Raw genomic sequence first — 26,531 nt, 5'->3', positions numbered from 1 at the left:
GAGAGGAGAGGAGAGGAGCAGGGGCGGGGGGGTCAGGTGTTCTGCGGGAACCCGAGGTTGATGCCGCCGTGCGAGGAGTCGTTGCGCGTCGCGGGGTCGATCCACCGGGCGGTGACTGCCTTCTCGCGGGTGAAGAAGTCGAAGCCGTGCACGCCGTACGCCTTCGCGTCGCCGAAGAGCGACTTCTTCCAGCCGCCGAACGAGTGGTACGCGACGGGCACCGGGATCGGGACGTTGATGCCGATCATGCCGACCTGCACCTCGTTCTGGAACCGGCGAGCCGCTCCCCCGTCGTTCGTGAAGATCGCGGTGCCGTTGCCGAACTCGCCGGAGTTGATCAACGCCAGGCCCTCGTCGTACGACTCGACGCGGACGACCGAGAGCACCGGTCCGAAGATCTCCTCCGTGTAGGCGCGTGACGTCGTCGGCAGCCCGTCGATCAGGGTCGGGCCGAAGAAGAAGCCGTCCTCGTGGCCCTCGACCGTGAAGCCTCGGCCGTCGACGACGATCTTCGCGCCGTCAGCCTCGGCGATGTCGACGTACCCCGAGACCTTGTCGCGGTGCACGTCGGTGATCAGCGGGCCCATGTCGGGCTCCGCACCGTCGACGCCGGCACCGTTGCCGATCTTCAGGGCAGCGATGCGGTCGGTGATCTTCGAGATCAGGTCATCAGCCACAGGCTCGACCGCCAGCACGACGGAGATCGCCATGCACCGCTCGCCCGCCGCACCGAAGCCGGCATTGACGGCCTGATCGGCGACGAGGTCGAGGTCGGCATCCGGCAGCACCAGCATGTGATTCTTCGCGCCGCCGAGCGCCTGCACGCGCTTGCCGTTCTTCGATGCGGTCTCGTAGATGTACTGCGCGATCGGGGTCGAACCCACGAACGAGATCGACTGCACGACCGGCGACTCGAGCAGTCCGTCGACCGCGAGCTTGTCGCCCTGCAGCACCGTGAAGACGCCGTCCGGCAGACCGGCATCCTGCCAGGCGCGAGCCAGCCAGAGGGCGGCGGACGGATCCTTCTCGGAGGGCTTGAGGATGACGGCGTTGCCGGCGGCGATCGCGATGGGCACGAACCACAACGGCACCATCACGGGGAAGTTGAACGGCGAGATCACACCGACGACGCCGAGCGGCTGCTTGAGCGAGTACACATCGACGCCCGAGGAGGCGTTCTCGCTGAACGCGCCCTTGATCAGGTGCGGGAAGCCGGTCGCGAGCTCGACGACCTCCTGACCGCGCAGGATCTCGCCCATCGCGTCGGAGACGACCTTGCCGTGCTCCGAGGTCACGAGCTCGGCGAGCTCGCCTTTCCGGGCGTTCAGGATCTCCCGGAACGCGAACAGCACCGACTGGCGCTTCGCGATCGAGTAGCCCGACCAGACCCGGAACCCGGCATCCGCCGAGGCGATCGCCGCATCGATCTCGGCCTGATCCGCGAGTGCGACGTGCGCCTGCACAGCGCCGGTCGCCGGGTTGTAGACCGGTGCGGTGCGGCCGCTGGTCGACGGACGCTCTGCGCCGTCGATCCAGTGCGAGACGACGGGCACCGTCGAGTCCGTGGTGGGCGCGGCGGAGGAGTCAGTGATGGTCATGCTTCACCTCGGAGATCGGGGGACGGATGCCACCAGTAAACCAATCCGTGGCGACGGATGCTCGTGCCAGTCCGTCCTCCACGGGATTGGCACGTGGACGATCCGGCAGAGGAGGGCTCAGGCGTCGAGGCGCGGTGAGAGGTCCTCGCCGATATCCGCGACGGCGCGACGAGCACCGCCGAGGCGCTCGACCTCGGCCTGGAGCGCCTCGAGGTCCGAAGACGAGGCATCGTGCTTCCGAGCCGTCTGCAGGTTCGCACGCACATTGATGACCGTGCCGGACAGCCCGGCACCGAGTGCTTCCACGGCGACGGCCAGATCGGCGACGAGACTCGGGTTGCCGATCTCGATGAGCAGCCGAGCCTCGGGAAGCAGCTTCGCGCCGATCGACCCGATCCGTGCTGCCGAATCGGCGGCATCCAGCGCTGCCGACCGCACGCTGTCGTCGCGGTCAGGCGCGTCCTTCGGCAGCGCGAGTGCGGCACCGAATTCCGCCGAGACGACCCCGTCAGACTCCGAGGCCTGCAAGATCTCCAGCCGCAGCTCGGCAAGCCGGTCGCCGCACTCCGTCGCACGCGGGTCATCCGCGGTGTACTCGGCGACCATGCGCAGGAGCGACGCCGCGATCGCGAGCATCACGCCCGACGCCGACCCGCCTCCGGGCGAACCGGTGGGCTGACCGAGTTCAGCCAACCAGCCGTCGAGTGGAGTGGACGTCGGAACGTCTGCGCGATCTGCCATGTCCGCCACCCTATGCGGGCGAGCTGGCGACGGCGAGGAAGCGAGGGAAGGAACCAGTCCTGATCAGGACTTCTGTGCGGAGACGAGGGGATTTGAACCCCTGGTCCCCGTGAGGGGACTCCACCTTAGCAGGGTGGTGCACTCGGCCGGACTATGCGACGTCTCCAGGCATCCGAGCCGAAAAGCACGGATGCACCTGATCATCATAACGGGTCGTGGGAGCAGAGACGAACTGGGCGTTCGAACCCGGTTCAGGCGTCGAGGAGGCGCGCGGTGGCGGTCGCCATATGCACAGCCATGGCGGATGCCGCGGCATCCGCATCGCCCACTCGGACCGCCGCCAGCACGGCGTCGTGCTCTGCGACAGCCTGTTCGGCGTGCGCAGGGTCGTGCACCGCGCGATCCGCGTACACCTGCAGCAAGGAGCGCACGACGTGCACGTGATCGGTGAGCGTCTCGTTGCCGGCGGCCTCGGCGAGCGCGTGGTGGAAGTCGAGGTCTGCCTTGGCGAATGCTCCGAGCTCGTCGATGCTGTCGCGCATCCGCACGACGCTGCGCTCGAGTCTGGCGACGATCGCGTCGTCGGCGCGCGCCGCCGCCAGCCTGGCGACGAAGATCTCCAGCCCCTCCCGCAGTTCGAGCAGCTGCGCGGTGTTCCGCTCGCCGATCAGGAGACCCCACCGCAGCGTCTGCGGCAGCAGCTCGCTCGCGGCACCCCGCAAGTAGGTCCCCGACCCTGGGCGGACGTCGACGATCCCGAGGATCTCGAGCGCCGCGAGGGCTTCACGCACGGCAGACCGGCCGACGCCGAGCGAGGCGGAGAGCTGTCGCTCCGGGGGAAGACGCGTGCCTGCGGCGATGGATCCACCGGTGAAGAGATCGAGCAGGCGGCGCGCGACCTCCGATACCGGAGACCCCGATGGGATCACCGAGAGGGCTGCGGCGATGTCGTCGACCGGTTCACCGGGGAAGGCGGGCATGCCTGCCAACTTACCCGTCGCGGAATACCGGAGGTGACTTGAAATTGGTCAACCGGTTGTGCAGTATGGATGCAGCACCGAGTTCGAACACGCACGATCACCGTCGATCCAGGAGTCACCGTGGACACCACTCACACCGAAACGCCCGTCGCTCGATCAGCGATCCGCAAGGTCGCCATCCGCCTCGTCCCGTTCGTCGCGCTGATGTTCTTCATCAACTACCTCGACCGCACCGCGATCGGCTTCGCCTCCCCCAACGGGATGAACGACGACCTTGCCCTCAGCGCAGCACAGTTCGGCTTCGCCTCCGGCGTCTTCTTCATCGGCTACATCCTGTTGGAGGTGCCGTCGAACCTCGCCCTGCACCGCTTCGGCGCCCGACGGTGGCTCGCCCGCATCATGGTCAGCTGGGGAATCGTCGCGCTCCTGTTCACCTGGGTCCAGAACTTCGAGCAGCTCATCGCGCTGCGGTTCCTGCTCGGCGTCGCCGAGGCCGGGTTCTTCCCCGGCGCGATCCTCTTCCTCAGCCTCTGGGTTCCCGCCCAGTACCGCGGCCGCATCCTCATGCTCTTCTACCTGGCACAGCCGCTGACGACCGTGATCGGCGCACCGCTCGCCGGCGCCCTCATCCAGCAGCACGGCGTGTTCTTCGGCCTCGAGGGCTGGCGCTTCATGTTCATGGGCGTCGCCATCCCGGCGATCGTCGTCGGCATCATCGCCTGGTTCTACCTCAAGGACAAGCCGGCTGACGCCAAGTGGCTGACGACCGAAGAGCAGACCTGGCTCACGGCGGCCCTCGAAGCCGAGCGCGCCACGACGGCCGGCGGCGAGAAGCACGTCTCCGCACGCTTCGCCTTCTCGAGCGGTCGCGTGTGGATGCTGTCGTTCATCTACTTCGGCTTCATCTACGGCCTCTACGCGCTGGCGTTCTTCCTGCCGACCATCATCGAGGGCTTCCAGACGCAGTCGGGCACGTCGTTCGACGTCTTCCAGAAGGGGCTCATCACGGCCATTCCGTATCTGCCGGCTGCGATCGTGATGTACTTCTGGTCGCGTGACGCCAGCAGACGCGGCTTGAAGACCTGGCACATCGCCATTCCCGCGATCGCCGGCGCCGTGTCGATCCCGCTGGCACTGTTCACCGGATCCCCCGTGGCGACGATCGCGGTCATCACGATCACCGCATCCGCGATCTTCGCCGCGCTGCCCAACTTCTGGACGCTGCCGACCCAGTTCCTCACCGGCGTCGCGGCCGCTGCGGGCGTCGCGCTCATCAACACCATCGGCAACCTCGCCGGATTCAGCGCCCCGTACATCACCGGCGCCGTCCACGACTGGACCGGCGGCTACGAAGTCCCGATGTTCATCGTCGGCGGTTTCATGCTGCTCTCCGCCGTGCTGACGATCCTGCTGGCGCGCAGCAACCGCACCCGGTCGGCTCCCGTCGCTGCGCCGACCGTCACGGAGGACGCCCGATGACTCGACTGTGGAACGATCCCGCGGATTTCGCGGACGAGATGATCGACGGATTCGTCGCCGCGAACGAGCGATCCGTCCGCCGGGTGCCAGGCGGCGTGATCCGCAGCACCGTCGTCCCCGAAGGGCAGGTCGCCGTGGTGATCGGCGGCGGCTCGGGCCACTACCCCGCGTTCGGCGGACTGGTCGGCCAGGGGCTGGCGCACGGCGCAGCCATGGGCAACCTCTTCGCCTCGCCCTCGACGCAGCAGGTCCACTCGGTCGCTGCGGCCGTGGACCGCGGTGCCGGCGTCTTCCTGAGCTACGGCAACTATGCGGGCGACGTGCTCAACTTCGACGCAGCGCAGGCGCGACTCCGCGACGAGGGCATCGCCTGCGAGACGGTCGTCGTGACCGACGACATCTTCAGCGCACCGCCGTCCGAGAAGCACCGACGGCGTGGCATCGCCGGCGACCTCACGGTCTTCCGCATCGCTGCAGCAGCCGCAGAGGCCGGGTACGACCTGGCCGGGGTGACGCGCATCGCGTCGGTGGCGAACGAGCGGACGCGATCCTTCGGCGTCGCCTTCACCGGCTGCACGCTGCCCGGCGCCCCACAGCCGCTCTTCACGGTGCCGGCCGGCCGCATGGCCATCGGCCTCGGCATCCACGGCGAACCGGGCATCGAGGAGACCGACATCCCGACCGCCGATGACCTCGCAGACCTGCTCGTCGAGAAGCTGCTCGCCGAGATCCCGGATGCCGTCGACATCGCCGGCGCGCGCGTCGTGCCGATCCTCAACGGGCTCGGTTCGCTCAAGTACGAGGAGATGTTCGTCGTCTACCGGCGCATCGCCGAGCGCCTGACCGACGCAGGGCTCGTGCTCGTCGACCCGCATGTCGGCGAATACTGCACGTCCTTCGACATGGCCGGCACCTCGCTCACGCTGTTCTGGCTCGACGAGGAGCTCGAGACCCTCTGGGAGACCCCGGTCGACACCCCCGCGTATCGCCGCGGGTCGGTCGCGACCGCCGCACGCGCCGAGGTCGCAGCATCCTCCGTCGCCGCCGCCGAAGAAGCGATCGAGCGGGGCGACGAGGAATCCGTCGAGGTCGCTGCGCTGATCCGCTCCGCACTGCAGGTCATCGTCGACGTGGTCGATGCGAACGTCGACGAGCTCGGCCGGATCGACGCGATCGCGGGTGACGGCGACCACGGCATCGGGATGCAGCGCGGATCGCACGCCGCGCTGGTCGCCGGCGCGGCTGCCGCGGACGCCGGTGCCGGCGCGCAGACCGTGCTCGCGCATGCCGCTGACGCCTGGGCCGACAAGGCCGGTGGAACCTCTGGGCTGCTCTGGGGTGTGATCCTGAACGAGCTCGCGACGCACCTCGGCGACGCGGGGCGACCGACTGCGAACGACGTCGCTGCCGGTGTCGCCGCTGCCGCACAGGGCGTGCACGCGTACGGCAAGGCCGAGGTCGGCGACAAGACCCTCGTCGACGCACTCGTGCCTTTCTCCACTGAGCTCGCGGACGCGATCGACGCCGGAGGCGCATTCACGGATGCCTGGACCCGCGCCGCCGTTGCGGCCACCAGTGCCGCTGCCGCCACCTCCGACCTGCTGCCGCGTCTCGGCCGCGCCCGCACGCACGGCGAGCACAGCCTGGGCACCCCCGACCCGGGCGCCGTCAGCCTCTCCCTCATCGTGACCGCCGTCGGCGACCTGCTCACGTCCGCATCAACCGCCCCGAAAGCGAGCCATCATGCCTGAACCTCTCCGTCTGGTGATCGGATCCGACGACGCGGGCTTCGACTACAAGGAGGTCCTGAAGAAGGACCTCGAAGGAAGCGACGCGGTCGCGAGCCTCGTCGACGTCGGCGTGGACGGCGACGGGCACACCGCCTACCCCCGTGTCGCGATCGCGGCAGCCGAGCTCGTCGCCCGTGGCGAGGCCGACCGAGCGTTGCTGTTCTGCGGCACCGGTCTCGGCGTCGCGATCGCCGCGAACAAGGTCGCCGGCATCCGCGCGGTGACGGCGCACGACTCGTTCTCGGTCGAGCGCGCGGTGCTGTCGAACAACGCCCAAGTGCTCACGATGGGCCAGCGCGTGGTCGGGATCGAGCTCGCTCGACGCCTCGTGCGCGAGTGGCTCGGCTACCGCTTCGACGAGTCGAGCGCGAGCGCCGAGAAGGTCGCCGTGATCGACGAGTACGAGACCACCGGCCAGTGCTGATGACGGGACCACACGCATGACCGTCACCGTCGGGGTGAGCCTGAAGATGTACTTCGGGCACGAGCGCGCCCTCGCGTGGTTCGCCGAGGTCGCAGACCGGGTGCGCGCGCATGACGCCGTCATGTCCGGTCAGGTCGAACTGTTCATCACCCCGACCTACCTGCAGGTCATCCCCGCGCTGCAGGCGTTCGTCGGCACACCGGTTCGCATCGGCGGACAGGATGCCGCTGCCGAGGTCTCCGGCGCGTTCACCGGCGAGGTGTCGGCCGCAGAGCTCGCGGAGGTCGGCGCATCGATCGCCGAGATCGGGCACGCCGAGCGCCGCAGGATCTTCGCCGAGACGGATGCGGTGGTCGCGGCCAAGACCCGCACGGCGCTGGCGAGCGGACTCACTCCGCTGCTCTGCATCGGCGAGACCGAGCAGGAGGACCCGCAGGATGCCGCGGCCGTCGCGGTATCGCAGCTGCGCTCCGCCCTCGACGGCGCAGGGTCTGGGGCCGTCATCGTGGCGTACGAGCCGGTGTGGGCGATCGGCGCACCGGAGCCGGCCGGGCACGATCACATCCGGGTCGTCGCGAGGGCGCTGCGTGCGGCGATCGATGCGGACGCCGACCGGGCCGGATCTTCCGTGATCTACGGCGGAGCGGCTGGGCCGGGGCTCATCACGGCGCTGGGCGATGCCGTCGACGGCGTGTTCCTCGGACGATTCGCGCACGACCCGGATGCCCTGGTGACCGTGCTGGACGAGGCGGCCGCGTCGGCCCTTCGACAGGCTCAGGGACCCAGCGGGGACGGCGCTCAGGGACCCAGCGGGGTCAGCGCATGATCGGGCTCGGCACCTACGCGTACTTCTGGCAGCACTCCGACCGGGTGCCTGCCCCGATGAGCTTGATCGACGCGTTGGAGGACACCCGCGAGCAGGGCGTCGAGCTGTTCCAGATCTGCGACTACGCACCGCTGGAGACCATGAGCGACGCGGAGCTGCGCGATGCGGCGAGCGCCGCCCGAGACCTCGGCATCGCGATCGAGCTCGGCACCAAGGGCATCGTCCCGGAGCACCTCACCCGCTTCCTTCGTCTCGCCGAGGTGTTCGATGCCCGACTCGTACGGAGCATGCTGTTCGGCCCGGACAGCCGGCCGTCGCTCGCCGAGTCGGAGAGCTGGTTGCGCAGCGGCATCCGTGCGTACGAGTCCGCCGGTGTCACCGTCGCTCTCGAGACGTACGAGCAGGTGTCGACGACCGACCTCCTCGGGGTGATCGAGCGCGTCGGCAGTCCGAACCTCGGCATCTGCCTCGACCCGGCGAACGTCGTCGCCCGCCTCGAGAACCCGCGCACGTGCGTCGAGCAGGCCGCAGCCCTCACGAAGAACGTGCATGTGAAGGACTTCGCCTTCGCCCGCCAGCCCGGCTGGGTCGGCTTCACCTACTCCGGCGCGGCGATGGGCAGTGGGCTGCACGACTACGACCATCTGCTGGCGACCGTGCGTCCGCGCGAGCGCGGCGTGAACGAGATCGTCGAGCACTGGCTGCCCTGGCAGGACGACGCCGAGACCACCATCCGAACCGAGCGGGAATGGACCCGCACCACCCTGGAACATCTGAGGAGCACACCATGAGCGATACCTACAAGATCGCCGTCATCGGCGCAGGCGGCAAGATGGGCATGCGCGTCTCGAACAACCTCGTGAAGACCGACCACACGGTCTGGTACGTCGAGAACTCGCCCGCAGGGCAGCAGCGCACGATCGACGCCGGGCGCGAACTGACGGATGCCGCAGTCGCCGTCGCGGATGCCGACATCGTCGTGCTGGCGGTGCCCGACCTCGCCCTCGGCCCGGTGACCGCCGACCTCGTGCCGCAGCTGCGTCCTGGCGCGATCGTGCTGACCCTCGACCCCGCCGCCGCCTACGCCGGGCTGCTCGCGACCCGCGACGACGTCATCCAGGCCGTGGCCCACCCCTGCCACCCGTCGATCTTCCTGCAGCGCGAGACGCCGGAGCAGTGGGCGGACACCTTCGGCGGCATCGCCGCCCCGCAGGACGCGATCGCCGCGATCGAGAGCGACGACCCGGCCAAGCAGGCGATCGTCGAAGAGACCGTCCGCGCGATCTACGCCCCGGTCATCGACGTGCACTGGGTGACGATCAAGCAGCTCGCGCAGCTCGAGCCCACGCTCGTCGAGACGGTCGCGTGCATGATCGGCGCGCTGCTGAACGAGGCGCTGCAGGAGACCGTGACCACGATGGGCGTGCCGGAGGCGGCTGCTCGCAGCATCCTCTACGGCCACACCCAGGTCGCCCTCGCGAACGGCCTCCGCGGCGACAACCCGTTCTCCGACGCCTGCCTGATCGCCATGGACTACGGCCGTGAGAGCATCATCAAAGACGACTGGAAGAAGATCTTCCAGGACGACGAGCTCGACAAGAACCTCGCCAGGATGCTGCACCTCGAGCACATCGAGCGCTGAGGTGGCAGGACTCCGAGAGGAACCGGAATGACCTGGAGGCGCCAGGAGCGCGACCGGCGGACGCTCGGAACCTGGAGCTTCGAGCGACGCGATGACGAGATCGCCGACCTGCGGTCCGGTGGGCGGCGCGTGCTGCGCAGCATCCGTCCGGTGATCCGTGACGGCGACTGGAACACGATCCCGCTCGTCGTCGATGCGGTGACCGGCGGCGAAGCGGCGATCGAGGTCGCGGTGCGGTCGGAGGTGTTCTCCGGCACCCTGCGCCTCGCGCTCGACGGCGACGACCTCCTCGTCACGCTGGACCTCGTCGCAGCGCGCGATGTCGACACCAACCGCACCGGGCTGATCGTGCTGCACCCGCCGCAGCTCGCTGGGCACGATCTGGCGGTGGGGCGCCCGGACGGGACGACCGAGACGACCCGACTCGCGCCCGAGATCAGCGCACACCAGCCGGTGTTCGACATCGCATCGCTGGGGTGGACCGACGACGGCGTGCAGGTGCATGTGCGGTTCGCCGGCGACGTCTTCGAGATGGAGGACCAGCGCAACTGGACGGATGCCTCGTTCAAGACGTACAGCCGTCCGCTCTCCCTGCCGTTCCCGTACCCCGTCGCGGCGGGCGAACACGTCGTGCAGTCCCTGCGGATCAGCGCAGTCGAGGTCGAAGCGGATGCAGCCCAGGATGCTCCCACCGAGACCGTGATCGCCCTGCGCCCCGCAGGTCGCTTCCCCTCGATCGGCGTCGCCGCATCCTCGGCACCAGACCCCGCACCCGCCGTCGAGCCGCTCGGCTCGACCGTGCTCGTGGAGGCAGACCTCGCCGGCATCGACTGGCGGGCGGCACTCGAACGCGCGGCATCCGCCCGCCTGCCGCTCGATGTGCGACTCGTGCTCGATCCCGATGCGCCTGAGAAGGTCGCCGAGGCCGTCGCCGCACTCGACGGTGTCGAGGTCATCCGGGCCGGCGCCTTCCATCAGGTCAGCGATGCCAGGCATGTGTCAGACGCCGAGTCGATCGGTCTGCTGCGGCGAGCCATCGCGGACCGCGGACGTTCGGTGCCGGTGATCGGCGGCAGCCGCTCGCACTTCACCGAGCTGAACCGCGAGCTGCATCGGCTTCCCGAAGACCTCGACGGTCTGGCGGTCACGGTCACCCCGCTGTTCCACAGCACCGACACCGAGCAGATCGTGGAGTCGGTCGCGATGCAGCGGCTCGTCGCCGAGGAGACCGTCGCACGCGCCGCGGGCCTGCCGGTGCACATCGGCCCGATCACCCTTCGACCGAGATTCAACGACGTCGCGGCCGCCCCGCAGCCGCTCTCGCCGCACGCAGACCTCCGCGACGGCTACGGCCCGCAGTTCACCGGCATCGACGACGTTCGGCAGTCCGCGCCGGAGCTGGCAGCCTGGACCGTCGCGAGCGCGGCCGCGCTGGCCGTGCCCGGAGTCGCCTCGATCGTGTGGTTCGAGGAGTGGGGCCCCCGTGGCATCCACGACGCCGATGGCACCCCGCTTCCAGTGGCCGAGGCGCTCCGACAGCTCGCCGAGCTCGCCGAGATCGACGACGCGGTGCTGCTCAGCGGCCCGAGTCCCGACGGTCTCGTCTGGGCGGTCGGTGCCCGCTCCGGGTCGCACGACGACATCCTGCTCGCGAACATCGACGAGCAGCCCCGCACCGCGACCCTCGTCACCCCGGCCGGGCGCACCATCGTCTCGCTCGCCGCCGACTCCGTCACCCGCATCCGCATCACCGCCCCGCCTGAGGAGCAGACCCCATGATCGACACCTGGAAGAACGACCTCCGCGCGCACGTCATCGAGCACGCGATGCAGATGACCCGCGAGCCCTCCGGCGTGCTCGCGCATCCGTACACGGTGCCCAGCTCGCCCGACTCCCCCTACTACTCGAGCGCGCTGTGGGACTGGGACTCCTGGTTCATCAGCGTCGTGCTCGGCCAGGTCGAGCTCGAGACGGGCGACACCGGACGCTTCGGCGCGTACGAGGAGGGCACGATCCGCAACTTCCTCGATCACACCGACGAGGACGGCGTGATGCCGCTGCTGCTGAAGCCCGAGGGGCCGCTGCTGCACGGCGACCCGAGCCGCGCCGCCGGGTTCTCGCAGAACATGCACAAGCCGGTGATCGTGCAGCAGGCCGCGCTCCTGAGCCGTCGCCGCGGCAGCGCCGAGTGGATCCGTGACGGCATCCCGGTGCTCCAGCGGTTCCTGGAGCGCTACCTCGAGAGCCACATCCATGCCGAGACCGGCCTGGCCTACTGGCAGACCGACTTCGCGGTCGGCGTCGACAACGACCCGTCCGTCTACTACCGCCCCGACCGCAGCACCGCCTCGATCTATCTCAACTCGTTGCTGTACCGCGAGCTGCTGGCGTTCGGCTCGCTGCTGGAAGACCTCGACCGTCTCGCCGAGGCGAACGTCTGGCGCGGACGGGCACAGGATCTGGCGGATGCGGTCAACGAGCACCTCTGGGACGAGCGCGACGGCACGTACTACAGCGCCGACCTCGCCTTCCGAGCGATCGACGGCGACGACTGGCTGCACAGCGGCGCACCGCGATCGTGGTCGTCACTGCTGCTGCGCGTCGACAACTGGTCGAGCTTCCTCCCGATGTGGGCGGGGATCGCCTCGCAGGAGCAAGCCGGGCGGATGCGGGAGCGCCTGCAGGAGACCCGCACCTTCCGAGCCAACTACGGCGTGCGCACGCTTTCGCGACTCGAGAAGCCCTACAACCTGCGGGCCTCGAACAACCCGTCGAACTGGCTCGGCCCGGTGTGGGGCATCAGCAACTACCTGGTGTTCCGCGGTCTGCAGAAGTACGGCTTCGCCGACGACGCCCGCGAGCTCGCCGAGCAGACGATCGAGCTGTTCGGTCGCGACCTCGCCACGACCGGCTGCCTGCACGAGTTCTACAATCCCGACACCGGCGAGGCGATCATGACGCGGAACTTCCAGAACTGGAACTTCCTCGTGCTGAACATGATCGCGTTCCTCGACGGCCGACCGGTGGTCGCCGAGTTCTGATCAGCGCGTGGAGTCTCGAGCGATCAGCTCCGGCTGGAAGACGATGTGCTCGGGCTCGCGCTCAGGGTCGGCGCTGTGCTCCAGCAGGAGTCGCAGCGCCGTCTCACCCATGAGCCCGCTCGGCTGACGCACCGACGAGAGCGGCACGGCCGCAGCGGCCGCGAAGTCGATGTCGTCGAAGCCGATCAGTGCGACATCCTGCGGCACACGGATGCCGTGGGTCAGCAGACCCTGCAGCACGCCGAGTGCGACCAGGTCGTTCGCGCAGAACATCGCGTCAGGTCGATCGGTCGCAGCCATCGCGGCGACCTGATCGCCTGCGGTCCGGCCCGCGTCGACCGTGGATGCAGCGGACGGCAGCGTCTGCAGCTCGGCATCCGCGACCTCGCCGACCGCTCGGCGTGCGCCGCTGCGTCGGTCGTCGACCTGGCGCATGTCGAGCGGCCCGCCCACGAACAGCAGACGCCGGCGACCGGCGTCGAGCAGGTGCCGAGCCGCGAGATACCCGCCGAGCTCGTCGTCGACCGAGACGCTGCTGAACTGCTCGTCGGCGCTCCGGCGGTCGACCAGCACAGCGGGGATGCCGCGCTGCTTCATCTGCCGGAGCCGAGGGCCGACCTCCTGGTACGGCGAGAGCAGGATGCCGCGCACCCGTTGCTGCTCGAACAGGTCGATGTGCCGGGCCTCCTGCGCGATGTCCTCGTCGCTGTTGGCGAGCACGACGGAGAGTCCATGCCTGGCAGCCTCGCGCTCGGCCCCGCGTGCGAGTTCGGTGAAGAACGGGTTGCGCACGTCGAGCACGACCAGCCCGACCATGAGGCTGCGCCCTGCCCGCAGCTGCCTGGCCGCGTCGTTGCGCACGTAGCCGAGCTCGGCGATCGCCTCGTGCACGCGTCGGACCGAGTCCTCCTTGACCCGATCGACGTGGTTCAGGACGTTCGAGACCGTGCCGACCGAGACTCCCGCGCGGTCGGCGACATCGCGGATGCTCGCCGCCACGGTCAGCTCCGCCTGGTGCTGGCACGCACCACGAGCTCTGGTTCGAAGACCCGGCGCGGTTCGTCGATGACCCGACCGCCGATCGTGTCGAACAGCAGGTCGACGACCGCGATGCCGAAGCCCTCGTGGCGACCTTTGACCGTGGTGAGCGGGATCAGCGATGCCTCGGCGAACTCGATGTCGTCGTAGCCGACGATGGAGGTCGCGCCCGGCACGTCGACGCCGCCGGCGACGAGCGCGTTCATGATGCCGAGGGCGAGCAGGTCGTTCGCGGCGAAGATACCGTCGGGCATCATCTCCTTCGGGCGCGAAAGCAGTGCGGCACCGACCCGTCGGCCACCGCGCACGGTGCGATCCGGCTCGTCGATCACCTCGAGGGTCGCGGCGCCGAACTCGCGGATGACCTCGCCGGCACCGGCCAGACGCGCGGACACCTGCGGGATGTCGAGCGGTCCACCGACGAACAGCAGACGCCGACTCCCCACCTCGAGCAGGTGGCGCATGGCCTGTCGACCGCCGGACACCTCGTCGAGCGAGACCGAGGGCTGCTCATCGGACTGGGCGTGCTGGCCGACCAGCACCGAGGGAGTGCCGCGGCGACGCACCTGGGCGAGGCGGTCCTCGACCGGCACGTGCGACGACATCAGCAGGCCCTGCACGCGGTACTGCTCGAACAGCTCGATGTAGGTGTTCTCGCGTTCGCGGCTGCGGTGCGAGTTCGCCAGGAACACCGTGATGCCGAGCTCGCTCGCCCGCAGCTCGACGCTCTCGGCGATCTCCGCGAAGTACGGGTTGCTCACGTCGGGCGCGATGTAGCCGATCGCGCTGCTCACGCCGAGCCGCAGCTGGCGGCCCGCATTGCTTGGCACGAAGCCGAGCGAGTCGATGGCGGCGCTGATGCGCTGCGCCTTGTCGTCGGAGACCCGGTCGGGGTGGTTCAGGAAGTTCGAGACGGTGCCGACGGCGACCCCGGAGAGCACCGCCACATCGCGGATTCCGACACGGGCCATGCGCGGACTCCTTCGATTCTGTGAACGATCAGTCACTTTACCTGCTCCGCTCCGACTGGCCGCGATCGGCGCACGCGGTCATTCATGCCGCTCCCAGTGCGGCTCATCCGCGATCGCACCGACGGCGGACTCCTCGCCGACCAGTGCGAGCTCGGCTGCGAGTCCCTCGGCGTGCGCGTCCGGTGCGAGTCGGAGCACGATCGATCCCGGTTCCACGATGCGGTTCCCTGCGACCCCGGTGAACGCGAGCGCACCGACTGGAATGCGCACCGACCACCTCTGCCGCTCCCCCGCGGCGAGCGCCACGCGACGGAAGGCGATGAGCTCTCGCAGCGGCCGCACCACCTGCGCCGTCGGGTCGCTCGCGTACACCTGCAGCACGTCGACGCCTGCGCGGTCGCCGGTGTTGCGCACCGTGATCTCGCACTCGATCACGCCGTCGACCGCGACCTCGCACTGCTGAACCAGGAATCCCTCGTGCGCGAAGGTCGTGTAGCCGAGGCCGTGTCCGAACGGATGCCGCGGCGTGGGGTCGGCGCTGCTCACACCGGTTCTGGCTCCGAGTCTCGGCGTCAGATACGTCCCGGGCTGCGGCGTGCCGGGGCGCGGCATCTGCACCGGCAGTCTGCCCGACGGCGAGGTGACGCCGAGCAGCGCGTCTGCGATCGCCGGCCCGCCCTCCTGCCCGGGGAAGAACGTCTGCACGACAGCCACGCACCGGTCGGCCGCGTCGCCGAGCGCATAGGGCCGCCCCGTCAACAGCACGAGCACGACGGGGCGACCGGTCTCCACGAGCGCCTCCAACAGCTGCTCCTGCACGCCGGGCAGGCTGAGGTCATCGCGATCGCATCCCTCACCGGAGGTGCCGCGGCCGAACATGCCCGAGTCGTCGCCGAGCACGGCCACCACGACGTCTGCGGCGAGCGCAGCCTGCACGGCGTCGTCGAACCCGCTCGTATCGGCATCCGTGACCGCGCATCCCGCAGCGACGACGACCTCACCCTGCCAACGCGCCCGCAGCGACGCGGCCACCGTCGGCGCTTCGATCAGCGGTGAAGCATCGGGATGCCGCGGCAGCACGTGCTTCACGAAGGAGTAGCAGCCGAACATCGCGCCGAAGCGGTCGGCGTTCGGGCCGATCACGGCCAGCCGCGGTGTGCGCGCGGCGGAGAGCGGCAGCGTGCCGTCGTTGTCGAGCAGGATGATCGAGGCATCGGCGATCTCACGGGCCAGCGCACGATTCTCGGCGGAGTCGAGGTCGACCGACGGATCACCCTCCGCCTCTCCCGGCCCGATCAGCCCGAGTTCCTGTTTCTGTCGCAGCACGCGCCGCAGGGCGCGGTCGACCAGAGCCTCGTCGATGCGTCCGCTCTCCACCGCCTCGATCAGCGGTTCCCGATAGTCCGCACCGGTCGGCAGCTCCACGTCGATCCCCGCTGTCAGTGCGAGCGTCGCCGCCTCCGACGCGTCGGCGGCCACGCCGTGCATGGTCTCGAGGAACCGGACGGCGAAGTAGTCGGCGACCACGGTCCCCTCGAAGCCCCACTGCTCCCGCAGGATGCCGGTGAGCAGCGGGACGGATGCCGCGGCCGGCACCCCGTCGATGTCGGTGTAGGAGTTCATGACCGAACGCGCACCTGCGCGGATCGCGCGCTCGAACGGCGGCAGGTGCACGTCGGCGAGCTCGCGCTGGCCGAGGGACACCGGCGCGTGGTTGCGGCCGGCGCGAGATGCCGAGTACCCGGCGAAGTGCTTGAGCGTGGCGACCACGCCTGACGACTCGAGCCCTCGCACGTAGCCGCTGCCGATCGATCCGACCGTGTACGGGTCTTCCGAGATGCACTCCTCGACCCGACCCCAACGCGCATCGCGCACGACGTCGAGCACCGGACCGAGCCCCTGGTGCGCGCCGAGCGCGCGCAGATCCTCGCCGATGCGTCGCCCGAGTCGCTCGGTGAGGTCGGGGTCGAAAGCGGCGCCCCAGGCGAGCGGTGTGGGATATGTCGTCGCTCCCCAGGCGAGCACGCCGGTCAGGCATTCTTCGTGCACGAGGGCGCGGATGCCGCCCCGCTCGGCCAGGGACTGCTGGCGACGACGGAGTTCGGCGGTGCCCGCCGCGACCGTGATGGGCGTCGTGCCCCAGTGCCGGGTGAACTGGCCGAGGCCGTCTGCAGCGGACTCGTCGACGTGCAGACCGTCGGCGATCAGCTGCTCCTGCATCGGCGCCGCATTGTCGTCGCGTCGTGCGCCGGCCCAGAGTCCGACGAGCTGGGCGGCCTTCTGCTGCAGCGTCATCCCCGCGATCAGCCGCTCGACGTCGTCACTGACGCCCGCGTGTGATTGTGACGTTTCAATATCCATGCCAACATCCTGACGCATCACGAACGGTCGCGCGTCGTCAGTCCGCCGAGATTCTCGGCAGCATCCGTTTGACACCCCACCGCTCACGCTCTACCATCGATTTTGAAACGTCTCAATAACGAGATGCCACTTTCAAGGAGGAAATGTGTTCACAGCAGAACGGCGGCGCCTTCGCAAGCCGCTCCTCAGCGTTGCCGCTCTGGCCAGCGCCGGGGTTCTCGTCCTTTCCGGGTGCACGAGCGACGGCGGCGGATCCAGCGCTTCGAGCTTCGAGTTCCTGAAGAACTCCGAGAACACCACGACGCAACCCGTCCTCGAGGCACTCGGCGCCGATGCCTGCGCCGCGGAGGAGAAGGCGATGCCGCTCGAGGTCAACTCGGTGCCGCAGGCCGACCTCGACGCACAGGTGCAGCTCCTCGCCACGCAGGAGGAGCTCCCGCAGATGTTCTCCGCCGGCGGCAACCCCTCGGAAGGCGCGAAGCTCGCCAAGGGCGGCTATCTCGTCGACTTCGACGCCAAGCTCACCGAGCTCGGCGTCCGGGACAAGATCGCCGAGGGCGCGGTCTCCACGATCAAGAAGCTCTACGGCGGAGAGTTCAACTTCCTGCCGTACCAGTACAACATCGAGGGCATCTGGTACAACAAGCAGATCTTCGAGGAGCAGGGCTGGGTGGTCCCGGAGACCTGGGACGACCTGACCACGATCGCCGGCGAGGCCAAGGCAGCCGGCTACACCCCGTTCACGGCATCCGGCGAGCAGGGCTGGCCCATCACCCGCCTGATCAGCACCTACCTCTTCCGCAGCGTCGGCGACGACGCGCTCGAGAAGGTCGCATCCGGCGACGCCAAGCTGACCGATCCGGAGTACGTCGAGGCCGCGCAGGCCATCGCCGACCTCGGCGCCGCGGGCTACTTCGACAACAACGTCACCTCGCTCGACATCGACAGCTCGTACAACGAGTTCCTCACGGGCAAGGCCGCGATGATCTACATGGGCAGCTGGATCCTCGGCAACATCAACGGCGACGGCAACCAGATCGGCGCCGACAACGTCGGGTTCTTCAACTTCCCCGCGGTCGAGGGCGGCAAGGGCACCCCAGACGCGTACCCGTCGAACGTCGGCCTGCCGGCGACCATGAGCGCTGCGGCGTCCGACGAGGGCACGGATGCCTGGCTCGGCTGCATCGCCGAGAACTACGGCAACGAGGCGCTCAAGCAGGGCCAGATCACCGGCTTCATCGCCGATGACGCGGTCGAGCTGCCGGCGATCTCGCAGACCGTCGCAGATGAGATCGCGACCAGCACCGACAGCGTGCTGTGGTTCGAGGCGCTCTTCAACGCCAAGGCGAGCAGCGTGTCATCCACCAACGCGGCACTGCTGGTCACCGGCGGCCTCTCCGCCGAGGAGTTCATGGCACTCGTCCAGGACGCCCTCGACGCAGGCTGATCCACCTCCGGTCCCGTGCGCTCCACCAGGAGCGCACGGGACCGGTTCTCTCGTCACTCCCCTCTTACCGAAAGGCCGCCTCGCATGAAGTCCGTCCTCGGCGACCGCAAGACGATCCTGCTGCTGCTCCTGCCGGCCCTGGTCATCTACACGCTCATCACCATCGTCCCCGTGCTCTGGTCATTCGGGCTCACGTTCTTCACCGGCAGCATCCTCGAAGGCTTCGAATTCACCGGCATCTCCAACTTCACGCGTCTGTTCAGCGACAGCTACGTCGCCGACGCGTTCTGGTTCACGATCCGCTACGCACTGCTGACCACCCTGTTCCAGGTCGTGCTCGGCTTCGGCCTCGCCCTGCTCTACCATTTCGTGCTGCGACGGTCGTCGGTGATCGTCCGCACGCTCGTGTTCTTCCCGGTCGTGCTCCCGACGGTCGCGATCGGCATCCTGTACCAGAAGCTCTTCCAGTCGGCCCCGAACGACGGCCTCGTGAACGAGCTGCTCGTGAACGTCGGCCTCTCCAACATCGACTGGCTCGGCGACGGGGCGACCGCCTTCATCGTCATCGTGATCATGGACGTCTGGCGTTCCGCCGGCTTCTACGGCATCCTCGTCTTCTCCGGACTCCTCGACATCCCGGACGAGATCGTCGAGTCCGCTCGCCTCGACGGCGCGAAGTCGTTCAGCCTCTTCCGCTACATCATCCTGCCCATGTCGCTGCCGATCCTGTTCGCGTCGATGATCTTCAGCATCAACGGCACGATCAAGGTCTTCGACTCGGTCTTCGCGCTCACCGGCGGCGGTCCCGGCAACTCGACCACGCCGCTGACGATGTACATGTACCGCACCGCCTTCCAGTTCAGCGACTTCGGGTACGGCTCGACGGTCGCCCTCGTGCTGACCATCATGTGCCTGCTCGTCACACTCGTCATCTTCCGCTCGTCGCGCCGCGACAACACCGTCTGAGGGCTGACCCATGACCACCACACTCGACACGACGGCCGTCCCGAGCCCGCACGCGTTCGTGCCGCACCGCCGCGGCGCAGGCGCCGTGACCCTCGGCATCCTCCGCAAGGTCCCGACCTGGCTCACGATCACGCTGCTGATCGTGGTGACCGCGTATCCGCTGTTCTGGATGTTCATCAACTCACTGAAGTCCAACAGCGATTTCCTCAACAACCCCTCGTACACGCTCCCCGAGACGTGGCGCTGGGACAACTACGCCACGGCGTGGGAGACCGGCAACCTCGGAGCGACGATCTCGAACTCGCTGATCGTGACGGTGCCGTCTCTGGTGTTCATCGTGCTGCTCGGCACGGCCGCCGGCTACGCACTCGAGATCATGGTGTTCAAGGGCCGCGCCTCGGTGCTGCTGCTGTTCCTCGCCGGCATCATGATCCCAGGTCAGATGATCATCCTCCCGCTGTTCAACGCCTTCTCGAAGATGGGCATCAGCGGCTCGTACCTGCCGATGATCCTGATCTACATCGCGGGCGGACTCCCGCTGACCGTGTTCATGACCGCGACCTACTTCCGGGCGATCCCGCGCGAGATCTTCGAGGCCGCGACCATCGACGGCGCCTCGATGCTTCGTTCGTTCTTCCTGATCGGTCTGCCGATGATGAAGAACGCGATCTTCACGGTGGCGATCGTGCAGTTCTTCCTGATCTGGAACGACCTGCTCATCGCCCTGGTCTTCGGCGGCAAGAAGAGCCTGAACACGATCCAGGTGGGGCTGTTGAACTTCTCCGGCGAGTACGGGGCGATCAACTACGGCCCGCTGTTCGCCGCGATCTGCGTCACGGTGTTCGGCATCCTGATCATGTACCTGTTCCTGAACCAGCGCATCATGAAGGGGCTCGCGGCCGGCGCGGTCAAGGGCTGACGACGACGAAGGGGCGGGCGGATGCTTCGGCATCCACCCGCCCCTTCTGCGTGCTGTGCTCCGTCTCAGCGCCAGTCGTGCTCGGCACGGAAGCCGAGTTCGTCCCGGATGCGACGGGTCGACATGAGCGACTCGAACTCGCCGAGGTCGTCGGCCACCGGGACGCCGGGGAACCACCGCGCAGCCAGCTCTCGACTGGGGGCGGCGTTGCCGGACTCGGGCGCGGCGACGTTGTAGACGCGGAAGCCGGGCGTCGCGGCGGCGAGTGCGAGTTCGACGGCGCGCGCGCCATCTCTCGCGTCGACCCAGGATCCGATGAGGTCACGACGATAGTCGGGCTCTGCCGCGGACTCGAAGGTGCCGTATGCCTCAGGGGCCACGACGTTCGTGAACCGCAGCGCCGTGATCGAGGTGTCCGGATGCCAGCCGGCCAGCTGCGCGGCCATCGCCTCCTCCACCACCTTGCCGAGACCGTAGGTGTTGAACGCTCGGGTGTACGTCTCGTCGACGGGAAGCACCGGAGGTGCGACGTCGAACGGGAACCCCATGGCCGTGATGCTCGAGGCCAGGACGACAGTGCGGATGCCGGCACGGTGCGCTGCGAGCAGCACGTGCGACGACGCGAGCATGTTGTTCTCGAAGGTCGCAGCATCGGGAATCAGCCCGTTCACCGGGACCGCCGCGAGATGCACGAGCGCTTCGATGCCCTCGTGCCGTGCGGTCACGCCGAGGAACGCGTCGAGGGTCTGCCCGTAGTCCGACAGATCGACGCGCGTGAAGCCTGCGCCCGGCGTGCCGGCGAGATCGAGACCGAGCACCTCGGCGCCGGTGGCACGCAGCCGCTCGACCGTCGCGCGACCGAGCGTGCCGCTGCTTCCAGTGACAGCGATCACCATGTGGACCTCCATGTCCGAGTCTGGCACGAGCATCGACCGAGTCGATCTCCATGCCCTAGTATTGAAACGTCACAATTCTATCCTGCTTCGCCCTGGCGATGCTTTGAAGACGTCTCTGAAACGTTTCGAAATCTTGGGAGTGTCCAATGCCGGCCACCGTATCCGCCGCTCGCTTCGAGCACCACCGCGAGCCCATCGGCATCGGCGAGCCAGCGCCGCGCCTCTCGTGGTTCGTCGAGACCGCTCCGATCGGCTGGTCGCAGACGGGGTACCGCATCGAGGTGGATGCTGCAGGATCGACTTCGTCCTACGAGGTCGAGTCGGACGAGCAGGTACTGGTGCCGTGGCCCGCGTCCGCACTCCCGTCGCGCGCCATCGCGTCCGTGCGGGTGCAGGTGCGCGGCGACGACGGCGTCTGGAGCGAGCCGGGTCCCTGGTCGACGGTCGAGACCGGTCTGCTGCGTCCGGAGGACTGGTCCGCCGGCCCCATCGGCGCGATCTGGAACGAGAACCCGATGCGCGACGACCGTCGACCCTCGCTCGTCCGCCGGGACTTCGCCGTGCGCCCGGGGCTCGTCAGTGCACGGCTCTACGCCTCGGCCCACGGGCTCTTCCAGGCCGAGATCAACGGCGAGCGGGTCGGCTCCGACGTGCTCGCCCCCGGCTGGACCGTGTATCGGGAGCGCCTGCGCTACACCACGTACGACGTGACCGCGATGCTCGCCGAGGGCGACAACGCGATCGGCGCCTGGCTCGGCGACGGCTGGTACCGCGGGCGTCTGGGCTGGCGCGGCGGCTTCCGCAACGTGTTCGGCGACGACCTCTCGTTCATCGGCCAGCTCGAGCTGCGCTACGCCGACGGCTCGACCGAGACCGTCGCGACCGACACCCGCTGGAAGGCGGCGCGGAGCCCGATCATCCAGTCCGGCCTCTACGACGGCGAAGTCCACGACGCCCGCGAAGAGCTCCCGGGCTGGAGCAGCGCCGGCTACGACGACAGTGCATGGAGCCGCGTGCAGGTGCGTCGACGCGATCGCGCGACACTCGTCGCCCCCACCGGACCTCCCGTGCGGGTGACCGAGGAGGTGCAGCCGATCGCCGTGCTGCGCACCCCTGCAGGCAAGCGTGTGCTCGACTTCGGCCAGAACCTCGTGGGCGTCGTGCGCCTGCGCGCCACGGCCCCGACCGGCACCACCGTCACGCTGCGCACCGCCGAGGTGCTGCAGGACGACGAGCTCTACACCCGGCCGCTGCGCGACGCCGTCTCGACCGATGTCTACACGTTCGCCGGCCGCGAGGGCGGCGAGGAATGGGAGCCGCGGTTCACGTATCACGGGTTCCGCTACGTCGAGGTCGACGGCTGGCCCGGCGACCTCGATGCGGATGCCGCGCAGGGCGCCCTCATCGCGCGGGTCCTGCACACCGACATGGAGCGCACCGGCTGGTTCTCCTCATCGAACCCGCAGCTCGACCGCCTGCACGAGAACGTGGTGTGGGGCATGCGAGGCAACTTCGTCGACATCCCATCGGACTGCCCGCAGCGCGACGAGCGCCTCGGGTGGACCGGTGACATCCAGGTGTTCACGCCGGCGGCATCCTTCCTCTACGACTCCTCCGGCATGCTCGCGGGCTGGCTCCGCGACCTCGCCGCCGAGCAGCTGCCGGACGGCACGGTGCCCTGGTACGTGCCGGTGATCCCCGCCGACACCATGTGGAACCCGCAGCGCCCTGGCGCAGCCTGGGGCGACGCTGCGACGATCGTGCCGTGGACGCTGCACCAGCGCTTCGGCGACGAGGGCGTGCTGCGAGCGCAGTTCGACAGCGCGCGCGCCTGGGTCGACCTCCAGGCCGAGATCGCAGGGCCGTCGCGGCTCTGGGACACCGGGTTCCAGCTCGGCGACTGGCTCGACCCCGATGCTCCCCCGCAGCATCCGTCACGCGCGAAGACCGATCGATTCCTCGTCGCCTCCGGCTACTTCGCGTACTCCGCCCGACTGGTCGCCGAGATGGCGACCACCCTGGGCAGGACCGCGGATGCCGAGACCTACGGCACGATCGCGGAAGAGGCGAAGGCGGCGTTCATCGGCGCCTACGTGCTCGCCGACGGGCGGATGACCTCGGATGCGCAGACCGCCTACGCGGTGGCACTGCAGTTCGACCTGCTGCCCGATGACCTGCGCGCCCCCGCGGCCGCACGGCTCGCCGAGCTCGTGCACGCGGGCGGCAACCGCATCGGCACCGGCTTCGTCGGCACCCCGCTGGTGACCGATGCGCTGAGCGCCAACGGCCAGCTCGATGCCGCGTACGACCTGCTGCTCGAGAAGGAGTGCCCGTCGTGGCTCTACCAGGTCGGCATGGGAGCGACGACGGTCTGGGAGCGCTGGGATTCGATGCGCCCCGACGGCTCGGTCAACCCCGGCTCGATGACCTCGTTCAACCACTACGCCCTCGGCGCGGTGGTCGACTGGATGCATCGCGTCGTCGCAGGCCTCGCCCCTGACGCACCCGGCTACCGCAGGATCCGCGTCGCGCCGCGCCCCGGCGGCGGACTCACCTCGGCCTCGGCCAGGCACCGCACCCCGTACGGCGAGGCCTCGGTCTCATGGCTGATCCGCGACGGCGCGCTGCACGTGACGGCCGAGCTCCCGGTCGGCACCACCGGCATCCTCGCCCTGCCAGGACAGCCGGAGGAGACGGTCGGGCACGGCATCCACACCCGTTCCCTCACCCTCGCCGAGGAGGTCACGGCATGACCCGCATCGCCTTCCTGCACACCGGCGCCGTCGTCATCCCACCGGTGATCGAGCGGGCACGCGCAGTGCTGCCGGACGCGACCTTCGTGAACTACCTCGACGACCGCATCGTCGCCGATCTGGGCGACGCCGAGCGCGCAGCGTCCGTCGCCGATCGTCTCGTGCATCTCGCCGAGGCGGCTCGGGATGCCGGCGCCGATGTCGTGATGCTGACCTGCTCGTCGATCTCGGCCTATGCCGCACCGACCGCGGAACGGGCCGGCATCCCCGTGCTGCGCATCGACGAGGCGATGACCGATCAGGCCGTGCGCACCGGACAGCGGATCGCCGTGATCGCGACGCTGCCCACCACACTGACCCCGACCGTCGCGCTCCTTCGCGAGCGGGCTGCACTCGCCGGCGTCGAGCCGGCGATCGTCGAGGAGGTCGTCGACGGCGCGTTCGCCGCGGTCTCCGGTGGCGACCGCGCGCTGCACGACCGACTCGTCACCGCCGCCATCGAACGCCTCGCGGTCGATGCCGATGTCGTGGTGCTGGCGCAGGCGTCGATGGCCTCCGCTGCCGAGAGCGCCCACGTCGCCGTCCCGGTGCTGACCAGCATCGAGCCGGGCATCGCTCGGCTGGGCGAGCTGATCGCCGTACGAGCCGCGACGACGACCGAGGGAGGCGTCCGATGACCACCGGCACACGACAGCGCGCACTGACCCCGCTGACCGCGGACGCCGCTCGATGGACCAGCGGATTCTGGGGCGGCGTGCAGGAGCGCACGCGCTCGACGACCGTGCCGAGCATGTGGCAGTCGCTGAGCGACCCCGCAGTCAGCAACGGCCTGCGCAACTTCCGCATCGCGGCAGGACTCGAGCCGGGCGAGCACGTCGGGCCGCCGTTCATGGACGGCGACGTCTACAAGTGGATGGAAGCGGCGATCGCGCAGCTCGAGACCCACCCCGAGCGGTGGCTGGCCGACACCGTCGACACGCTCGCCGAGCTCATCGCATCGGTGCAGCGCGCCGACGGCTACCTGCACACACCGACCCTGATCGCGGCGCTCGGCCCAGCCGCAGCCACCGAGCTCGCCGACCGCTTCCACTTCGAGACGTACAACCTCGGCCACCTGATCACGATGTGCGTACGCCATCACGAGGTCACCGGCTCGGCGTTGCTGCTCGACGTCGCGGTGCGCGCAGCCGGCTACCTCGAAGGTCTCGCCGAGCACAAGCCGGTCGAGCTCGCCCGCAGCGCGATCTGCCCGTCGCACTACATGGCCGTGATCGAGCTGTATCGCACGACCGACGACCGCCGCTGGCTCGCGCTCGCGCAGGCGTTCCTGCGGGTGCGCGACGAGTTCGAGGGCGGCGACGACAATCAGGACCGTCTCCCGGTGCGCGAGCAGTACGTGGTCGCCGGGCACGCCGTCCGCGCCAACTACCTCTACGCCGGGCTCGCCGACCTCGCGCTCGAGACCGGCGACGCCGACCTCATCGAGGTGCTCGCGCGTCTGTGGGACGACGTCATCGACACCAAGCTCTACATCACCGGCGGATGCGGCGCGCTGTACGACGGAGCCTCGCCCGACGGCCACCCGTGGCAGGAGCAGATCAGCCGCGTGCACCAGGCCTACGGGCGCGCGTACCAGCTGCCGCACACCACCGCGCATGCCGAGTCGTGCGCGAACATCGGCATGATCCTGTGGGCGGAACGGATGCTCGCGCTCACCGGCGAGGCGCGCTTCGCCGATGTGATCGAGCAGATCTCCTTCAACGCGCTGCTCGCCGGCATCAGCCTCGACGGCTCTGCGTACTTCTACACGAATCCGCTCCGTCAGGTGCGCGAGCTGCCGTTCGCGCTGCGTCGCGCCGGCGACACCGGGCTGCATCCGGTGCCGACGCCGCCGAAGTCCGACGAGCGGCTGCGCGAGCGATACCTGAGCTGCTTCTGCTGCCCGCCGAACACGGCGCGGACGCTGTCACGACTGCACGAGCGCGCGGCATCCGTCTCCTCCGACGGGCTGTACGTGCATCTCTACGGCGGCAGCGAGCTGCGCGGTGCCCTCGATGACGGCCGAGTGCTCGGACTCAGCGAGCAGAGCGACTACCCGTGGGACGGCCGCATCGAGTTCACCGTCACGGAGGCGCTGGCCGGCGGCATGCCCATGCATCTGCGCATCCCCGGTTGGTCGTCCGGCGCCACCCTGACGGTTGCCGGCGAGCGCGTCCCGGTCGCCGCATCGGGCGAGTACACGACGATCGACCGTCGATTCGCGGTCGGCGACGTGATCGTGCTCGACCTGCCGATGCCGGTGCGGATGCTGCGCGCCCACCGTCTCGCCGAGGAAGCGGCCAACCAGGTCGCGGTGCAGCGCGGACCCGTCGTGTACTGCGTCGAGGAGGCCGATCTGCCGGACGACGTGCTGCTCGAGCAGGCGGCGCTCCGCCGCGGCACCTCATTCGAGACCGAGCCGACGGAGATCGAGGGACAGCGGCTCATCGCGCTGAGCACCGCCCTCGCCGTGATCCCCGGCACGACCGACGACGCGCTCTACGCCGACCTCGACGCGCAGCCGTTGCGCGAGATCACGGTTCGGCTGGTGCCGTACTTCGCCTGGGGCAACCGCGGCCCCGGCGAGATGTCGGTCTGGCTGCCGATCGTCTGGTGATCC

21 protein-coding genes and 1 tRNA gene are annotated in these 26,531 nt (G+C 69.1%); 14 read left to right on the top strand and 8 right to left on the bottom strand.

Annotated elements, in window-relative coordinates; translation table 11 throughout:
- Positions 1-32 precede the first annotated feature (32 nt).
- From V7Z82_RS04750 to V7Z82_RS04735, 4 genes are all read right to left on the bottom strand, one after another.
- The gene (locus tag V7Z82_RS04750) at positions 33-1,598 is read right to left on the bottom strand and encodes a CoA-acylating methylmalonate-semialdehyde dehydrogenase (protein WP_334148530.1); all 1,566 of its coding nucleotides are present in this window, start codon (positions 1,596-1,598) and stop codon (positions 33-35) included.
- A 117-nt stretch (positions 1,599-1,715) separates the two neighbouring features.
- Positions 1,716-2,339 carry a cyclodeaminase/cyclohydrolase family protein gene (locus tag V7Z82_RS04745; protein WP_334148528.1) on the bottom strand — a complete coding sequence of 208 codons (624 nt, stop codon included), beginning with the start codon at positions 2,337-2,339 and terminating at the stop codon, positions 1,716-1,718.
- Between the two features lie 77 nt (positions 2,340-2,416).
- Positions 2,417-2,505: transfer RNA gene (locus tag V7Z82_RS04740), tRNA-Ser, on the bottom strand.
- A gap of 85 nt (positions 2,506-2,590) precedes the next feature.
- Positions 2,591-3,319, bottom strand: a complete 729-nt coding sequence (locus tag V7Z82_RS04735; RefSeq protein ID WP_334148526.1) for a FadR/GntR family transcriptional regulator — start codon at positions 3,317-3,319, stop codon at positions 2,591-2,593.
- A 120-nt stretch (positions 3,320-3,439) separates the two neighbouring features.
- Between V7Z82_RS04735 and V7Z82_RS04730 the strand changes: the two genes are divergently transcribed.
- The 8 genes from V7Z82_RS04730 to V7Z82_RS04695 are packed head-to-tail and all read left to right on the top strand — an operon-like array spanning position 3,440 to position 12,521.
- Entirely contained in the window at positions 3,440-4,798 is a 1,359-nt protein-coding gene (locus tag V7Z82_RS04730) for an MFS transporter (protein ID WP_334148524.1), read from the top strand.
- Positions 4,795-6,549, top strand: a complete 1,755-nt coding sequence (locus V7Z82_RS04725; RefSeq protein ID WP_334148522.1) for a dihydroxyacetone kinase family protein — start codon at positions 4,795-4,797, stop codon at positions 6,547-6,549. The genes V7Z82_RS04730 and V7Z82_RS04725 overlap by 4 nt, the downstream gene beginning before the upstream one ends.
- Positions 6,542-7,012, top strand: coding sequence for a ribose-5-phosphate isomerase (locus V7Z82_RS04720; protein WP_334148520.1), 471 nt, complete (start codon positions 6,542-6,544; stop codon positions 7,010-7,012). The genes V7Z82_RS04725 and V7Z82_RS04720 overlap by 8 nt, the downstream gene beginning before the upstream one ends.
- A 16-nt stretch (positions 7,013-7,028) precedes the next feature.
- Positions 7,029-7,838 (top strand): triose-phosphate isomerase family protein, encoded by an 810-nt coding sequence (locus V7Z82_RS04715; RefSeq protein ID WP_334148518.1) that lies wholly within the window; start codon positions 7,029-7,031, stop codon positions 7,836-7,838.
- On the top strand, positions 7,835-8,629 hold the full coding sequence (locus V7Z82_RS04710) for a sugar phosphate isomerase/epimerase family protein (protein WP_334148516.1): 795 nt from the start codon (positions 7,835-7,837) through the stop codon (positions 8,627-8,629). The genes V7Z82_RS04715 and V7Z82_RS04710 overlap by 4 nt, the downstream gene beginning before the upstream one ends.
- The gene (locus V7Z82_RS04705; RefSeq protein ID WP_334148514.1) at positions 8,626-9,480 is read left to right on the top strand and encodes a phosphogluconate dehydrogenase C-terminal domain-containing protein; all 855 of its coding nucleotides are present in this window, start codon (positions 8,626-8,628) and stop codon (positions 9,478-9,480) included. Before V7Z82_RS04710 ends, V7Z82_RS04705 begins: the two co-directional genes overlap by 4 nt.
- 27 nt (positions 9,481-9,507) lie before the next feature.
- Entirely contained in the window at positions 9,508-11,259 is a 1,752-nt protein-coding gene (locus tag V7Z82_RS04700; protein WP_334148512.1) for a hypothetical protein, read from the top strand.
- Positions 11,256-12,521 carry an MGH1-like glycoside hydrolase domain-containing protein gene (locus V7Z82_RS04695; protein ID WP_334148510.1) on the top strand — a complete coding sequence of 422 codons (1,266 nt, stop codon included), beginning with the start codon at positions 11,256-11,258 and terminating at the stop codon, positions 12,519-12,521. Before V7Z82_RS04700 ends, V7Z82_RS04695 begins: the two co-directional genes overlap by 4 nt.
- On the opposite strand, the gene V7Z82_RS04690 is transcribed toward V7Z82_RS04695, so the two are convergent.
- The 3 genes from V7Z82_RS04690 to V7Z82_RS04680 all read right to left on the bottom strand — a co-directional run bounded on the left by V7Z82_RS04690 (position 12,522) and on the right by V7Z82_RS04680 (position 16,891).
- Positions 12,522-13,526, bottom strand: a complete 1,005-nt coding sequence (locus V7Z82_RS04690; RefSeq protein ID WP_442927592.1) for a LacI family DNA-binding transcriptional regulator — start codon at positions 13,524-13,526, stop codon at positions 12,522-12,524.
- Positions 13,523-14,530 (bottom strand): LacI family DNA-binding transcriptional regulator, encoded by a 1,008-nt coding sequence (locus V7Z82_RS04685; RefSeq protein ID WP_334148506.1) that lies wholly within the window; start codon positions 14,528-14,530, stop codon positions 13,523-13,525. The genes V7Z82_RS04690 and V7Z82_RS04685 overlap by 4 nt, the downstream gene beginning before the upstream one ends.
- A gap of 78 nt (positions 14,531-14,608) precedes the next feature.
- On the bottom strand, positions 14,609-16,891 hold the full coding sequence (locus V7Z82_RS04680) for a beta-glucosidase (RefSeq protein WP_334148504.1): 2,283 nt from the start codon (positions 16,889-16,891) through the stop codon (positions 14,609-14,611).
- Positions 16,892-17,036: 145 nt separating this feature from the next.
- Here V7Z82_RS04680 and V7Z82_RS04675 point away from each other — a divergent pair, with 145 nt between their 5' ends.
- The 3 genes from V7Z82_RS04675 (at position 17,037) to V7Z82_RS04665 (ending at position 20,223) form a co-directional block, all read left to right on the top strand.
- Positions 17,037-18,338, top strand: coding sequence for an ABC transporter substrate-binding protein (locus tag V7Z82_RS04675; protein ID WP_334148502.1), 1,302 nt, complete (start codon positions 17,037-17,039; stop codon positions 18,336-18,338).
- A gap of 84 nt (positions 18,339-18,422) precedes the next feature.
- The gene (locus tag V7Z82_RS04670) at positions 18,423-19,304 is read left to right on the top strand and encodes a carbohydrate ABC transporter permease (protein ID WP_334148500.1); all 882 of its coding nucleotides are present in this window, start codon (positions 18,423-18,425) and stop codon (positions 19,302-19,304) included.
- A gap of 10 nt (positions 19,305-19,314) precedes the next feature.
- A complete protein-coding gene (locus V7Z82_RS04665; protein ID WP_334148498.1) occupies positions 19,315-20,223 on the top strand; it encodes a carbohydrate ABC transporter permease in 909 nt (302 codons plus the stop codon).
- A gap of 65 nt (positions 20,224-20,288) precedes the next feature.
- Here the strand turns inward: V7Z82_RS04665 and V7Z82_RS04660 are convergent, their stop codons facing one another.
- Complete coding sequence (locus V7Z82_RS04660; RefSeq protein WP_334148496.1) at positions 20,289-21,119, bottom strand: NAD-dependent epimerase/dehydratase family protein; 831 nt, start codon at positions 21,117-21,119, stop codon at positions 20,289-20,291.
- 146 nt (positions 21,120-21,265) lie between these two features.
- Between V7Z82_RS04660 and V7Z82_RS04655 the strand changes: the two genes are divergently transcribed.
- Genes V7Z82_RS04655 through V7Z82_RS04645 form a run of 3 tightly spaced genes read left to right on the top strand, consistent with a single transcriptional unit; the run spans position 21,266 to position 26,528 of the window.
- Positions 21,266-23,872: a glycoside hydrolase family 78 protein gene (locus V7Z82_RS04655; protein WP_334148494.1), complete on the top strand. Its 2,607-nt coding sequence runs from the start codon at positions 21,266-21,268 to the stop codon at positions 23,870-23,872.
- Complete coding sequence (locus tag V7Z82_RS04650; RefSeq protein ID WP_334148492.1) at positions 23,869-24,549, top strand: aspartate/glutamate racemase family protein; 681 nt, start codon at positions 23,869-23,871, stop codon at positions 24,547-24,549. Before V7Z82_RS04655 ends, V7Z82_RS04650 begins: the two co-directional genes overlap by 4 nt.
- The gene (locus V7Z82_RS04645; RefSeq protein WP_334148490.1) at positions 24,546-26,528 is read left to right on the top strand and encodes a glycoside hydrolase family 127 protein; all 1,983 of its coding nucleotides are present in this window, start codon (positions 24,546-24,548) and stop codon (positions 26,526-26,528) included. Before V7Z82_RS04650 ends, V7Z82_RS04645 begins: the two co-directional genes overlap by 4 nt.
- The last annotated feature ends 3 nt before the right edge of the window (positions 26,529-26,531 follow it).

This window comes from Microbacterium sp. (assembly GCF_036823965.1).
Taxonomy (GTDB): Bacteria; Actinomycetota; Actinomycetes; order Actinomycetales; family Microbacteriaceae; genus Microbacterium.
This window is presented reverse-complemented; position numbering and strand designations above follow the sequence as displayed.

Bases quoted from the DNA above. Each gene is read 5' to 3' on its own strand.
- V7Z82_RS04750 (WP_334148530.1), bottom strand. From the start codon at position 1,598: ATGACCATCACTGACTCCTCCGCCGCGCCCACCACGGACTCGACGGTG.
- V7Z82_RS04745 (WP_334148528.1), bottom strand. From the start codon at position 2,339: ATGGCAGATCGCGCAGACGTTCCGACGTCCACTCCACTCGACGGCTGG.
- V7Z82_RS04735 (WP_334148526.1), bottom strand. From the start codon at position 3,319: ATGCCCGCCTTCCCCGGTGAACCGGTCGACGACATCGCCGCAGCCCTC.
- V7Z82_RS04725 (WP_334148522.1), top strand. From the start codon at position 4,795: ATGACTCGACTGTGGAACGATCCCGCGGATTTCGCGGACGAGATGATC.
- V7Z82_RS04720 (WP_334148520.1), top strand. From the start codon at position 6,542: ATGCCTGAACCTCTCCGTCTGGTGATCGGATCCGACGACGCGGGCTTC.
- V7Z82_RS04715 (WP_334148518.1), top strand. From the start codon at position 7,029: ATGACCGTCACCGTCGGGGTGAGCCTGAAGATGTACTTCGGGCACGAG.
- V7Z82_RS04710 (WP_334148516.1), top strand. From the start codon at position 7,835: ATGATCGGGCTCGGCACCTACGCGTACTTCTGGCAGCACTCCGACCGG.
- V7Z82_RS04705 (WP_334148514.1), top strand. From the start codon at position 8,626: ATGAGCGATACCTACAAGATCGCCGTCATCGGCGCAGGCGGCAAGATG.
- V7Z82_RS04700 (WP_334148512.1), top strand. From the start codon at position 9,508: ATGACCTGGAGGCGCCAGGAGCGCGACCGGCGGACGCTCGGAACCTGG.
- V7Z82_RS04695 (WP_334148510.1), top strand. From the start codon at position 11,256: ATGATCGACACCTGGAAGAACGACCTCCGCGCGCACGTCATCGAGCAC.
- V7Z82_RS04685 (WP_334148506.1), bottom strand. From the start codon at position 14,530: ATGGCCCGTGTCGGAATCCGCGATGTGGCGGTGCTCTCCGGGGTCGCC.
- V7Z82_RS04680 (WP_334148504.1), bottom strand. From the start codon at position 16,891: ATGGATATTGAAACGTCACAATCACACGCGGGCGTCAGTGACGACGTC.
- V7Z82_RS04670 (WP_334148500.1), top strand. From the start codon at position 18,423: ATGAAGTCCGTCCTCGGCGACCGCAAGACGATCCTGCTGCTGCTCCTG.
- V7Z82_RS04665 (WP_334148498.1), top strand. From the start codon at position 19,315: ATGACCACCACACTCGACACGACGGCCGTCCCGAGCCCGCACGCGTTC.
- V7Z82_RS04660 (WP_334148496.1), bottom strand. From the start codon at position 21,119: ATGGTGATCGCTGTCACTGGAAGCAGCGGCACGCTCGGTCGCGCGACG.
- V7Z82_RS04655 (WP_334148494.1), top strand. From the start codon at position 21,266: ATGCCGGCCACCGTATCCGCCGCTCGCTTCGAGCACCACCGCGAGCCC.
- V7Z82_RS04650 (WP_334148492.1), top strand. From the start codon at position 23,869: ATGACCCGCATCGCCTTCCTGCACACCGGCGCCGTCGTCATCCCACCG.
- V7Z82_RS04645 (WP_334148490.1), top strand. From the start codon at position 24,546: ATGACCACCGGCACACGACAGCGCGCACTGACCCCGCTGACCGCGGAC.